Below are 13,457 nucleotides of genomic sequence, written 5' to 3' on the forward strand. Positions count from 1 at the left end.
AACAGAAGAGTAATCTATGGCTGAGTACAAGCCGACCATTAAGGCACCCAGCAAGAATGGTGACATCCTGTTCAGCGCACTGGTTAAACTGGCTGCGCTGATTACCTTATTGTTACTGGGCGGCATCATTGTTTCGCTGGTGTTTGCCTCCTGGCCAAGCATACAAAAATTTGGTTTCGCCTTCTTGTGGACCAAAGAGTGGAATGCCCCGGCAGAGCAATTTGGTGCGCTGGTGCCGATTTACGGCACCATTGTGACCTCGCTTATCGCTTTGATCATTGCCGTACCGGTGAGTTTTGGTATCGCCTTGTTTCTGACTGAACTGGCACCAAATTGGTTGAAACGCCCGTTAGGCGTGGCGATTGAGTTGCTGGCGGCGATTCCCAGCATTGTTTACGGCATGTGGGGGTTATTCGTCTTTGCCCCACTGTTCGCCGAATATTTCCAGACGCCGGTTGGCAATGTCCTTTCTGGTATCCCCATCGTGGGCGAATTGTTCTCTGGCCCAGCCTTCGGCATTGGCATTTTGGCCGCCGGTGTCATTCTGGCGATCATGATTATTCCTTACATTGCCGCCGTGATGCGTGACGTCTTCGAACAAACGCCGGTGATGATGAAAGAGTCTGCCTATGGTATCGGGTGCACCACGTGGGAAGTGATCTGGCGTATCGTTCTACCCTTTACTAAAAATGGCGTGATTGGCGGTGTGATGCTCGGCTTAGGGCGTGCATTGGGGGAAACCATGGCGGTGACCTTTATCATTGGTAACACCTACCAACTCGACAGTGCTTCACTGTATATGCCGGGTAACAGTATTACCTCTGCGTTGGCAAATGAGTTTGCCGAAGCGGAATCTGGGCTGCATACCGCAGCACTGATGGAACTGGGGCTGATTCTGTTTGTGATCACCTTTATCGTGCTGGCGCTGTCGAAGTTGATGGTGATGCGTCTGGCCAAGAATGAGGGGCGCTAACGTGGCAACGATGGATATGCAACATAATCTGGCGCTGGCAGAAAGCCGCCGCAAAATGCAGGCGTGGCGCCGTCAGAAAAACCGCATCGCGCTGTTCTTGTCGATGGCGACCATGGTGTTTGGTCTGTTTTGGCTGGTGTGGATCCTGTTTTCTACCGTCACCAAAGGCATCGACGGCATGTCGTTGGCGCTGTTCACCGAGATGACCCCGCCGCCGAATACGGCCGGGGGCGGGTTGGCCAATGCCATCGCGGGTAGCGGGCTGTTAATCCTGTGGGCCACCATTTTTGGCACTCCGTTGGGCATTTTGGCGGGTATCTATTTGGCAGAGTACGGCCGCAAATCGTGGCTGGCGGAGGTGATTCGTTTTATTAACGACATTCTGCTGTCGGCACCGTCAATTGTGGTGGGGCTGTTTGTTTACACCATTGTGGTGGCGAAAATGGAGCACTTTTCCGGCTGGGCAGGCATCATCGCACTGGCACTGTTGCAGGTGCCTATTGTGATCCGTACTACCGAGAACATGCTCAAACTGGTGCCCGACACGTTACGTGAGGCAGCCTATGCGCTTGGCACGCCAAAATGGCGCATGATTTCTGCCATTACGCTCAAGGCGTCAGTTTCCGGCATCATAACCGGCGTACTGTTGGCTATTGCCCGTATTGCGGGTGAAACGGCACCGCTGTTGTTCACCTCGTTGTCGAACCAGTTCTGGACCACCGATCTGATGCAGCCGATCGCTAACCTGCCGGTGACCATATTTAAATTCGCCATGAGCCCGTTTGCCGAATGGCAACAGTTGGCTTGGGCCGGGGTGCTATTGATCACCCTGTGCGTACTGTTACTGAATATCCTGGCGCGTGTGATTTTCGCCAAGAAAAAGCATTCATAAAAATTTAAGCGCTGCCGCGGCGGCGCTGTGATAAAGAGAGAAGTCTTGATGAGTATGGTTACTGACGCTTCCAGCAGCAAAATTCAGGTACGCGATCTGAACTTTTACTACGGCAAATTCCATGCGCTGAAAAACATCACGTTGGATATTGCCAAAAACAAAGTGACCGCGTTTATCGGCCCATCCGGCTGTGGTAAATCGACGTTGCTGCGTACCTTTAACAAGATGTACCAGCTGTACCCGGAGCAGCGTGCGGAAGGTGATATTTTGCTGGATGGGCAGAATATCTTGACCGATAACCAGGATATTGCCTTGCTACGTGCCAAGGTGGGCATGGTGTTCCAAAAGCCAACGCCGTTCCCGATGTCGATTTACGATAACATCGCTTTTGGTGTTCGCCTGTTTGAAAAACTGTCACGTGCCGATATGGATGAGCGTGTGCAGTGGGCGTTGAGCAAAGCGGCGCTGTGGAATGAAACCAAAGATAAACTGCATCAGAGTGGTTACAGCTTATCAGGCGGCCAGCAGCAGCGTTTGTGCATCGCACGCGGTATCGCTATTCGTCCGGATGTGTTGTTGCTGGATGAGCCGTGCTCCGCGTTGGACCCGATTTCTACCGGTAAGATTGAAGAGTTAATCAGTGAGCTGAAGTCTGACTACACCGTGGTGATTGTGACCCACAACATGCAGCAGGCCGCGCGTTGTTCGGATTCAACGGCATTTATGTATCTGGGCGAATTGATCGAGTTCAGTGATACTGACACCTTATTCACCGCGCCACAGAAAAAACAGACTGAAGATTACATCACTGGCCGTTATGGTTGATGAGGATGCATCATGGATAACCTGAATTTAAATAAACACATTTCCGGCCAGTTCAACGCTGAACTTGAGCATATCCGCACCCAGGTGTTGACCATGGGCGGGCTGGTGGAACAGCAATTGACGGATGCTATCACCGCGATGCACAACCAGGATGGCGAACTGGCGAAGCGCGTTATCGAAGGTGATAAAAAGGTCAATATGATGGAAGTGGCAATCGATGAAGCCTGTGTGCGCATCATTGCCAAGCGGCAGCCAACCGCCAGCGACCTGCGTCTGGTGATGGCGATCATCAAGACCATTTCCGAGCTGGAACGTATCGGCGATGTGGCGGATAAAATTTGTCGCACCGCGTTGGAAAAGTTCTCGCACCAGCATCAGCCGCTGTTGGTGAGCCTTGAGTCTCTGGGCCGTCACACCGTGCAGATGTTGCATGATGTGCTGGATGCGTTCGCGCGTATGGATCTTGATGAAGCCATTCGTATTTATCGTGAAGATAAGAAGGTCGATCAGGAATATGAGGGCATTGTGCGTCAACTGATGACCTACATGATGGAAGATTCACGCACGATTCCTAGCGTCTTGACCGCGCTGTTCTGCGCCCGTTCGATTGAGCGTATTGGCGATCGTTGCCAAAATATTTGCGAGTTCATTTTCTACTTTGTCAAAGGCCAGGATTTTCGTCATATCGACGGCGATGCGTTGGATAAGTTGTTGGCCGACAATCCACAACCAAAGGCAGATGAAGAGGGATAAATTGATATCCCGATCGCGCACATACGCAGGCTGATGCGTAATGCTTGTCAGTTTACGTTTCTTGTCCGATGTCTAGGTGTTGTGGTTATTTATTAGTAAGTTATCAGATTAACGTACTCACCTCACCTATGCTTACCACGTAGTGGCGTGGCATGCCGCGCCAATTATTATCGCTCTGCGCGTGGTGTAGGGCGAGCATGCTCGCCCCTACGGTTTAGCAATATGCCGATGTGGTGAGCAACGTGCTCACCTCATTCATGCTTACCACGAAGTGGCGTGGCATACCGCGCCAGTCATTATCGCTCTGCGCGTGATGCGGGGCGAACATGTTCGCCCCCTACGGTTCAAATATGCTGATGTGGTGAGCAACGAGCTCACCTCATTCATGCTCATCACGTAGTGGCGTGGCATGCCGCGCCAATTATTATCGCTCTGCGCGTGGTGTAGGGCGAACATGCTCGCCCGCTACGGTTTAGCAATATGCTGATGTGGTGAGCAACGTGTTCACCTCGTTCATGCTCATCACGTAGTGGCGTGGCATGCCGCGCCAATTATTATCGCTCTGCGCGTGGTGTAGGGCGAGCATGCTCGCCCGCTACGGTTCAGCAATATGCCGATGAGGTGAGCAACGTGCTCACCTCATTCATGCTCATCACGTAGTGGCGTGGCATGCCGCGCCAATTATTATCGCTCTGCGCGTGGTGTTGGGCGAGCATGCTCGCCCCCAACGGTTCAGCAATATGCTGATGTGGTGAGCAATGTGCTCACCTCATTCATGCTTACCCCGTAGTGGCGTGGCATGCCGCGCCAGTCATTATCGCTCTGCGCGTGGTGTAGGGCGAGCATGCTCGCCCGCTACGGTTTAGCAATATGCTGATGTGGTGAGCAACGAGCTCACCTCATTCATGCTTACCACGAAGTGGCGTGGCATACCGCGCCAATTATTATCGCTCTGCGCGTGGTGTTGGGCGAACATGCTCGCCCGCTACGGTTCAGCAATATGCCGATGAGGTGAGCAACGAGCTTGCCTCACCTATGTTCACCCCGTAGTGGCGTGGCATGCCGCGCCAATTATTATCGCTCTGTGCGTGGTGTAGGGCGAACATGTTCGCCCCCTACGGTTCAAATATGCTGATGTGGTGAGCAACGTGCTCACCTCATTCATGCTTACCACGAAGTGGCGTGGCATGCCGCGCCAGTTATTATCGCTCTGCGCGTGGTGTAGGGCGAACATGCTCGCCCCCAACGGTTCAGCAATATGCCGATGTGGTGAGCAATGTGCTCACCTCATTCATGCTTACCCCGTAGTGGCGTGGCATGCCGCGCCAATTATTATCGCTCTGCGCGTGGTGTAGGGCGAGCATGCTCGCCCCCTACGGTTCAAATATGCTGATGTGGTGAGCAACGATGCCTATTTCTGAGCGGGCAATAAGGATAGGCCGGTGTGAACAGTAACGATTAAGGTTGAATATAATGACAGATGGATAAACTCTTATGCTTGAAAAAATAAATAAATTAATGTGTTATGAGTGATATATTTTTTGGTTAGTGCTTTTCTTATTTTCTCTTGTATTTTAATCTTAGATATAAATTTCATACAGATAACTCTAAATATTTTACATCGTAGTTGTAGTGAATTACCATTCCCTATGTTTACCTGCCTAATAATAAGCCAGCCAGCAAAAATATATATTAATATATATGCTTAGTGAATATAAATAGCAAAAGGAATTCATATGGGAATTTTTAATTACAAAGGACTCAGTAATTCGGAGTCTCAAGCATTATTTTCCGATGCATTAGCCTTGATGGAATACAGCTATCATAATCTTGATGATGGTTTAGCTGAGGGTTATCACCATACTGGTTTTGGTTTGGGATTACCGTTAACGCTGATAACTGCAGTGCTTGGGAGTTCGCACTCGCAGGGCATTATTCCTGGTTTGCCTTGGAACCCCGATTCTGAACAAAAGGCATTGGAAAAAGTGAACGATGCGGGTTGGCAAGTGATCGGTGCTGAACAACTGGGTTATGAGGGACAAACCGATAAGCTTGGCACCTATTACGGTGAATCATTGATGTATAAAACGGCTCAGGCAGAAGTTCTGGGTAAGTATGATAGCGATGGAAAGTTGATTGAGATCGGTATTTCTTTCCGCGGAACAACGGGCCCACGGGAATCGCTGATTACTGATACCATTGGCGATGCCATCCACGATTTAATCGCGGGTTTGGGGCCGGGTTCGTTCTCTGATAACTTTGCTTATAATGCCTTTGGTCGATTAATCGGTGATGTTGCCAAGTTTGCTACGGCCAATGGTCTGACTGGCGAAGATGTGATTGTCACCGGCCATAGCCTTGGCGGTCTGGCGACAAACAGTATGGCTGCGTTGAGCGAAAGCCATTGGGGTGGTTTTTTCTCAGAGTCGAATTTCCTGGCCTTTGCGTCTCCGACACAATATGAAGTTGGCGATAAAGTGTTAAATATTGGCTATGAAAACGACCCGGTATTTAGGGTGCTCGACGGTACCGACTTTAACTTGTCTACGCTGGGCGTTCATGACAAGCCTCATGAGTCGACGACCGATAATATTGTCAACTTTAATGATTATTATGCCTCCAGCATTTGGAATATCTTACCGACCTCTCTGCTGAATCTTCCGAGCTGGCTCAGCCATATGCCATTTGGTTATGGCGAGGGAATGTCACGCATCGTTAACTCTGAGTTTTATTCGTTAATGAGCCGGGACTCTACCGTTATTGTCTCCACCTTGTCAGATGTTAAACGGGGTAATACCTGGGTTGAAGATTTAAATCATCATGCCAACAAACATACTGGCACTACTTTTATCATCGGTAGTGATGGTCATGATTTAATCGGTGGTGGAAAAGGTAATGATTACCTTGAGGGGGGCGCGGGTAACGATACTTTCCGTGACGACGGGGGGTTTAATTATATTTCTGGTGGCGAAGGTCACGATACGTTGCAGCTGCAACAGGCGATCAATAATACTCAGGTTGCCTATGACGGTGAAAATCTCTATTTGCGTGACAATGCGGGCGGCATCACGATTGCCAACAGCGTTGAGACTCTTCGCACCCAAGAAAGAGGTTTTTTATGGATCAAGAAAAATGTCGATCACAGCGTGACCGATGCTGGGTTGCAGTCCGGTCATTCCCTGCATGCCTATCAGCAGTCCAGCGTGGGCAGTGATGCGGATGATGTGTTACAGGCCAATATCCACGATCGCTGGCTATTTGGGCGTGATGGGGATGACACCTTGATAGGCAGCCGCAATGGTAACCTGACGTTTGTGGGGGGCGAGGGTAACGATACGCTACAAAGCGTGGGTCAAAATAACACGTTTTTATTTGAGGGTGATTTTGGTCAAGATCAGGTGCTTAACTTCGGCAGCACCGATAAGCTGGTTTTCTTTACTCCTCAGGATCACGGCAGTGATTTCCATCAGTATGCGGTACAGCAGGATAATGACGTTGTTTTCACCTTCGGTGAGAATCAGGTCACGTTGGTGGGGGTATCACTGGATTATCTCAGCGATGCGCACATCGCTCTGGTGTAATAGCTGAAAATAAATAACGCGATACAGGCGTGATGGGTTTGGCTATCACGCCTTTTTACAGGCTTGTCCTACCGTTAACGCCCGGTTAACGGCCAGCCGCGCTGTTGCCACAGTGCGGGTAACTGCGCTAAATCGTCAAAGGCGGTGACTAAGGGGTGATCGATCGGCTTATTGTGCGGATCGGCACAAAAGTAAAATACCGGAATACCTGCGGCAATACCCGCCTGTGCGCCAGCGGCAGAATCATCGACTAAGATGCAGCGTTCGATAGGTACCTGCATTTTTTCGGCCGCGTGATAGAGAATAGCGGGATCGGGCTTCCAGCGCTGAATATCGTAACCGCTGAACAACCGATCATCAAAATAAGACAGCATCTCTGTCAGGCCCAGCGAATGCTGCATTTTGCTGACTGGCCCGTTGGAAACGGTACAGAAAGGGACGTTGATCTGCGCTAACAGCGCTTGCGCACCTGCAATGGGTTGCAATTGGCTGTCGAACAACCGCGCGACCTCTTGCCGATATTGCGGTTCTAACTGTTCTTTCGCCAAATTGACGCCATGCTCAGCATTAATCTGATCGATAATCTCGTACAGTTTTATGCCTTTATATTTTTTAAACACGTCATCCAGCGATAGCGTAATGCCGTGTTGTGCAAACATATGTACATACGCCATGCTACACAATACTTCGCTATCCACCAGCGTGCCGTCGCAATCAAATAAAATACATTCAATCTGGGTCATCAGAACCTTGTCCTCGGATTCGCTTAAGTGCATCCACTTTAACCTTCTGCGCCAGGAAAGCGAGAGTGCGATGTTTCGCTGCGGTTTATTCGCCATAAATCCAGCTGATTACCGATAAACACGCCGCTATAGGCGAAAAAAACCGATGTCCGGCGTCAAAAGCGGGAATTTTTGTTATAGGATAGCCAGCGGACTGTCCATTCCCCTTCTTCGGAATTCTGATAATGACCAAACAAGTCACTGGCCTTGACGCTGAGCAAGGCTTGCTTGGGCGCGTGTTTAAACTCAAGCAACATGGCACTACGGTGCGAACGGAAATGATTGCCGGTATCACCACCTTTTTGACCATGGTGTATATCGTCTTCGTTAACCCACAAATTCTGGGTGCAGCAGGTATGGATACCCAGGCTGTGTTTGTTACCACCTGCCTGATTGCCGCTTTTGGCAGTATTCTTATGGGGTTGTTGGCAAACTTGCCGGTGGCGCTGGCACCTGCGATGGGGCTGAATGCCTTCTTTGCTTTCGTCGTGGTTGGTGCGATGGGGATTTCATGGCAGGTAGGGATGGGCGCGATCTTCTGGGGCGCTGTCGGGTTACTCTTACTGACTATTTTCCGTATCCGTTACTGGATGATTGCCAATATTCCGCTGAGCCTGCGCGTTGGCATAACGAGTGGTATTGGCTTGTTTATTGCCATGATGGGGCTCAAAAATGCGGGCATTGTGGTGGCAAACCCGGATACCCTCGTCACCGTCGGCAATTTGACATCGCACAGCGTGCTATTAGGTGCATTGGGCTTCTTTATTATCGCCGTGCTGGCTTCACGCAATATTCATGCGGCCGTGTTGGTTTCGATCGTGGTCACTACCTTGATTGGCTGGCTGCTGGGGGATGTGGAATACGCTGGCGTATTCTCAATGCCGCCAAGTGTGAGCGCGGTGGTGGGGCAAGTGGATCTGGCGGGCGCGCTGAACGTTGGGCTAGCAGGGATTATTTTCTCGTTTATGTTGGTCAACCTGTTTGACTCTTCCGGCACGCTGATCGGCGTCACCGATAAGGCCGGGCTGAGCGACGATAAAGGCAAATTTCCACGCATGAAGCAGGCGCTATACGTGGACAGCATCAGTTCGGTCGCCGGTTCATTTATTGGTACTTCTTCCGTCACCGCTTACATCGAAAGCTCTTCCGGCGTTTCTGTCGGCGGCCGCACCGGTTTGACGGCGGTCATCACCGGTATTCTGTTCCTGCTGGTGATCTTCTTGTCACCTTTGGCAAGCATGGTGCCTGCTTATGCGGCTGCCGGCGCGCTGATTTACGTTGGCGTATTGATGACCTCCAGTCTGGCGCGCGTGAAATGGGACGATTTGACCGAAGCCGTACCGGCATTTGTTACCGCGGTCATGATGCCATTCAGTTTCTCGATCACCGAAGGCATTGCGCTTGGTTTTATCGCCTACTGCGTGATGAAATTAGGCACAGGTCGGTGGCGTGAGATCGGTCCTTGCGTCATGGTGGTTGCACTGCTGTTTATCTTGAAAATCGTGTTTGTCGACGGCCACTGATTTTGCCAATGCGATGATTAACGGGTCCATTTTATTGGACCCGTTTGGTTTTACTGGCCTGACTGCGGATCCGGTGCTTTGCCTAACACCCATTCCAGCGGGCGAGCAAAGCGATCCTGCCAACTTTCGGTTGCCCCCTCAGCCTGTTCAAAGTGCCGCACTTGCACCTGATTTTTCTCCCTGAATAGCGCGGAAAAATGCAGCGCCAAGACTTTATCGCTAAACTTCTGGCGGTCGTAATAGGCCAGCAATATCCGTTTGTTCTCGGCTAAGGTTTGCTTTGCGGTGCGGATATTGCCCTGCGGCGCAATAAGCATCGCGCCCGCGTAAAACTGCGGGTACTTCGCTAACAAGTTGGCCGCGTGTAAAGCCCCTTGCCCACGCGCTGACAGATACACCTGTTGCGGATTAATCGGTAACTGGGGCCTCAGCGTTGCCAGTGCATTTTGAATGGCGCTTTGGGTGCTTTCATCGCTGTAATTTGACCAACGGAAACTGTTTTCCGCCAGCATTTGTGTGCCATTCAGCTCAATATAAGCCACGCCAATCGTGCTAAATAGCAAGCGGTCTTCGGCACTGATGTCCGCTGCTTTACCGTAAGCATGCAGATAAACCACCGTTGGCCAACCGCCCGCGGGCGGTTCACCCTTAGGTTTTACATAGCTGGCTTTGCCTTCGAACTGGTGGGCGTGTTGCAGGTAGCGCGCTTTGGTTTGTGCGAGAATGGAACGGAAGGTATCACTGTGTTGAATGCTACTAAAGGAGTCGTCTTCCAGCAGATTGTAGTAATACCACAAACCGCGTTGGGCGCTCAGTTGCAGATAGCGTTCCGCTAACTCAGTTTGCCCCTTCTCGGCGGAAGACGCGGCTAATTGATACGGTGCCCAGACGTTGCGCTCATCCTCACGCATCAACGTCAAATACAGCGACATCGCTTCAATCTTTTTCTCTTCCTGATTTTGCGCTGCGCGTGGCAGTTTGGCGCTCAATAGGTTGTGTGCAGGCAAGGCCATTGGCTCTTCGCCAGCGGGATAGCGCATATTCTCTGCATATAATGGTCTGGTGGTTAAAGCCATTAATAAGGCTAAAATGAAAAAATACATAATTTAACGTCTTAATTTTTAATATATTGTAGGCGTGTCCATTCCAATATTGGCGTCTTCCTGTGTTTTTATGTAAAGACGCCATTAAGGAAGCCTTATTTAATGCGGCGGATGTAGTCGCTAAATGCAGACAACTGGCCGGCCAGGAAGTCGAGCGTACCTTGCTCTGTCAATTCTCCGGCTTGTTCGTCAACCTTATTTTGAATAACGCCTCCCATAAATTCAGGTTTGTTCAAGACCATTGCATCCAAAAATACCAGGATCTGACGCAGATGATATTGGCAGCGAGCGCCACCAATCGGCCCCATAGAACTGGTCTGAATCGCGACAGGTTTACCGGCCAACGGCTGATTGGGTAGCCTGGAAAGCCAATCGATGGCGTTCTTTAAGCCACCCGGTACCGAATAGTTATATTCGGGGGTAACGATGATCACACCATCGGCCTGACGGATTTTTTCGGCAATGGCTTCAACCGTGGCCGGGAAACCGTCTTCTTGCTGCCGATCTGCGTCGTAAATTGGGATATCGCGAATGGAAGGTAACGCTTCAATGGTAACGCCCTGTGGCGCCAATTTCGGTAAGGCGCGAGCAACCATGGCATTGTAAGAGCCTTTACGGAGACTGCCGAGCAGGGTAACGATTTTTAACGCGTGGTCTGACATGGTGATTCTCCCTTTCTAATGAACAGATCCAGCTTATACCCTAAATAATTTGAGTTGCAGGAAGGCGGCAAGGAAGTGAATCCCGATGAGCTTACATGGGTAAGTGATTCGGGTGAACGAGCGCAGCCAACACACATGCAACTTGAAGTATGACGGGTATAGAACCTCGTAAATAGTAGGGCAAATAGACGAGTGCGAATAGTTCGATTCTGAATATTTATCTGTATTTACAATCCGAACTAGAAAAAAATAGGTTAAAGAAAGCGTTATTTCGCTGAATTAACGGTAATTTATCGATTAACTCACTATTTTAACGATGATTTGCCAAACCTGAGAGTTTCATAAAATGCAGGGATGTTGCCGATGAATGGGGGGATATTTCACCGCTTCTCTCCAGTCCCCGTTGTGGTTCATAGTGCCAACAGATGAGCTGAGTCAGTGTTGACTCATGCGCGCAGGCCCAGCTTTGATATTCATCCGCATCACTCATCACCTGCACGTTAGGGCTGGCGCTGGAGCGCAATTGCGCAGAAAACGGCCGCAGACTTAGCGTTGACTGGCCGCTGTTACCCAAGCCGGAAACTTTCAACACGCTTTGGCGGATGCTCCACAGTTGGGTTTCGGCCTGAAGCCGATCGTCTTGCGCGCTAATCCAGGCAAGTTCCGCAGGGCTTTGGTACTGATATTGCAACGCTTGTTGATTATTACAGCGAGCGCGTACCACCTCGATGTCTAAGCCCACTTTACCTTTATGGCTAAGTAATACACCGACGGTATTTCCGGCGTAAGCCAGACTAAAATCAGGCAGGTGAGTATCGGCAAAGCAGGGGCGGCCACTGGGGGTAGTGGCGATAGGCGGTAACGTGACTAAGCCATAGAGATTAAACATCATTTCGGCAAGCAGGATGCGCCCTTGTAGAAAACGTCGGCGGCGTTTAGCGGAAAACGTCGCTGTGTTTGCTATCAGATCATTATGCAAACGTCGGGTATTTATTTGGGTCGGTGTCGCGTTCCATCGGGCAAAATGGCATGCCATTATTCACTCCATGACAGTGAGAACTTCATCGCTGGAGGAGTAGATTATGCATAACGTTAAGATTTTTCATTAAAAAACAGTATGCGGTTTATCCGATTTATTTGTTTTTTAGATGCTTATTGCCGATAGCGCGGATGTAATGTGGTGGGGGCGTATAAACGGAAGGGGGAGGATGTCTCAGCAGCACAGCTCCCTGAAGAGTAGGCTCATAGAATAAATAAAAACGGAATAGGATTTTATGTGTATCGAGAAGAAGAGATTCTCGCGACGAGTATTATTGTCTTTACGTGCATCGGTATAATCAACTCGAGCATCATCAAGATTATCTCGGGATAGTTAATACTCGTCATTGTGACCACCGTATTCTTCATTCCATCTCTGTATTTTTTACAGCGTGGTCATAGCATGTAAAAGAGGGTCGAAATAGTGGATCTGGGCAGCAGTATCCCGATGATTGTGATGGCCTTAATGGAGGAGGGCATAGTGCGCTAATCCAAAATCAGCGTATTGCCGGTGGCCGGTGCTGTTTCCCCCGGCAGCCACAGTCGCCCCCATGCACCAGTGCAATGGCAACCCATGATCTTTTCTGGTTGATGTTGTTGCAAAAACTGACGAACTCGACGGAGGGTAAATGGGGAAGCACAGCGCAGGTGAAAACCACCGATCAATGCATGGATCCGCTCGATTCCAGTTATTTTTTGGCAATGTCTCACAATATTGATAAGCCCACGATGGCCGCAGCCAGTCACGATTACCAAGCCGCGATCCGATTTGTAAATCAGTACTCCTTCATCGATGACGTAATCCGCTGCTGTGCTTTCCCCAGCAATCAGGCCATAAGCGCGCGGCGTGGGCACCGAGATCTCACCCGACCACATAAATCGCTCGCTGATAGACAGCGGTTCGCGGCTGTAGTGCATACGGTGGCGTGAGTAATCGATATCCAAAGAGAGCTTTTTTATTTTCTTGGCGTAACCGAGAAGCTTCACCGTCGCATAGCGCTCATCAGCGATCCGCGGATGGCAAATGATACGGCTGTTGTCGGGCAACCAAGTGACGCCACCGCAGTGGTCATAGTGGCCATGGGAGAGCACGGTAGCGGTAATGAGGGAAAGATTGACACCCATCAGTGCCGCGTTATGCAGGAAGCTACCATCGGGACCGGTATCGAACAATATGGTGGTCGTTTCGTCCTGAATCAACAGACTTAGCCCGGCCTTGGCTAGCAGTAATGGATTAGTGCCGACGGCGCGGCGGTTTTCTAGCAGCACCTTTAGGATTAATGCCATATTTGCTCTTTCCTGAGAGGAGTCCTTAACCTATCAGT

General features: G+C 50.2%; 11 protein-coding genes. 6 read left to right on the plus strand and 5 right to left on the minus strand.

The window, feature by feature from the left end; all coding sequences use genetic code 11:
* Nucleotides 1–16 precede the first annotated feature (16 nt).
* From pstC to ACQKDS_RS05945, 5 genes are all read left to right on the plus strand, one after another.
* Nucleotides 17–973: a phosphate ABC transporter permease PstC gene (gene pstC, locus ACQKDS_RS05925; protein ID WP_399667242.1), complete on the plus strand. Its 957-nt coding sequence runs from the start codon at nucleotides 17–19 to the stop codon at nucleotides 971–973.
* A 10-nt stretch (nucleotides 974–983) separates the two neighbouring features.
* Complete coding sequence (gene pstA, locus ACQKDS_RS05930) at nucleotides 984–1,865, plus strand: phosphate ABC transporter permease PstA (protein ID WP_371902056.1); 882 nt, start codon at nucleotides 984–986, stop codon at nucleotides 1,863–1,865.
* A 54-nt stretch (nucleotides 1,866–1,919) separates the two neighbouring features.
* Nucleotides 1,920–2,690 (plus strand): phosphate ABC transporter ATP-binding protein PstB, encoded by a 771-nt coding sequence (gene pstB / locus ACQKDS_RS05935; protein WP_399667954.1) that lies wholly within the window; start codon nucleotides 1,920–1,922, stop codon nucleotides 2,688–2,690.
* A 12-nt stretch (nucleotides 2,691–2,702) separates the two neighbouring features.
* Nucleotides 2,703–3,443: a phosphate signaling complex protein PhoU gene (gene phoU, locus ACQKDS_RS05940; RefSeq protein ID WP_399667245.1), complete on the plus strand. Its 741-nt coding sequence runs from the start codon at nucleotides 2,703–2,705 to the stop codon at nucleotides 3,441–3,443.
* 1,736 nt (nucleotides 3,444–5,179) lie between these two features.
* Nucleotides 5,180–7,024 carry a polyurethane esterase gene (locus ACQKDS_RS05945; protein ID WP_399667248.1) on the plus strand — a complete coding sequence of 615 codons (1,845 nt, stop codon included), beginning with the start codon at nucleotides 5,180–5,182 and terminating at the stop codon, nucleotides 7,022–7,024.
* Between the two features lie 74 nt (nucleotides 7,025–7,098).
* On the opposite strand, the gene yieH is transcribed toward ACQKDS_RS05945, so the two are convergent.
* Nucleotides 7,099–7,767 (minus strand): 6-phosphogluconate phosphatase, encoded by a 669-nt coding sequence (gene yieH / locus ACQKDS_RS05950; RefSeq protein ID WP_399667251.1) that lies wholly within the window; start codon nucleotides 7,765–7,767, stop codon nucleotides 7,099–7,101.
* A gap of 224 nt (nucleotides 7,768–7,991) precedes the next feature.
* Here yieH and ACQKDS_RS05955 point away from each other — a divergent pair, with 224 nt between their 5' ends.
* Nucleotides 7,992–9,329 carry an NCS2 family permease gene (locus ACQKDS_RS05955; protein ID WP_399667254.1) on the plus strand — a complete coding sequence of 446 codons (1,338 nt, stop codon included), beginning with the start codon at nucleotides 7,992–7,994 and terminating at the stop codon, nucleotides 9,327–9,329.
* A gap of 50 nt (nucleotides 9,330–9,379) precedes the next feature.
* On the opposite strand, the gene ACQKDS_RS05960 is transcribed toward ACQKDS_RS05955, so the two are convergent.
* The 4 genes from ACQKDS_RS05960 to ACQKDS_RS05975 form a co-directional block, all read right to left on the minus strand.
* Nucleotides 9,380–10,432: a hypothetical protein gene (locus ACQKDS_RS05960; RefSeq protein WP_399667257.1), complete on the minus strand. Its 1,053-nt coding sequence runs from the start codon at nucleotides 10,430–10,432 to the stop codon at nucleotides 9,380–9,382.
* A gap of 95 nt (nucleotides 10,433–10,527) precedes the next feature.
* On the minus strand, nucleotides 10,528–11,094 hold the full coding sequence (locus ACQKDS_RS05965; protein WP_399667259.1) for an NADPH-dependent FMN reductase: 567 nt from the start codon (nucleotides 11,092–11,094) through the stop codon (nucleotides 10,528–10,530).
* 310 nt (nucleotides 11,095–11,404) lie between these two features.
* Nucleotides 11,405–12,130 (minus strand): 4'-phosphopantetheinyl transferase family protein, encoded by a 726-nt coding sequence (locus ACQKDS_RS05970; protein ID WP_399667262.1) that lies wholly within the window; start codon nucleotides 12,128–12,130, stop codon nucleotides 11,405–11,407.
* 488 nt (nucleotides 12,131–12,618) lie between these two features.
* A complete protein-coding gene (locus ACQKDS_RS05975) occupies nucleotides 12,619–13,419 on the minus strand; it encodes an MBL fold metallo-hydrolase (protein WP_399667265.1) in 801 nt (266 codons plus the stop codon).
* Between the last annotated feature and the right edge of the window lie 38 nt (nucleotides 13,420–13,457).

The sequence above is a fragment of the Serratia sp. NPDC078593 genome, from assembly GCF_050268245.1.
Classification (GTDB): Bacteria; Pseudomonadota; Gammaproteobacteria; order Enterobacterales; family Enterobacteriaceae; genus JBNNGK01.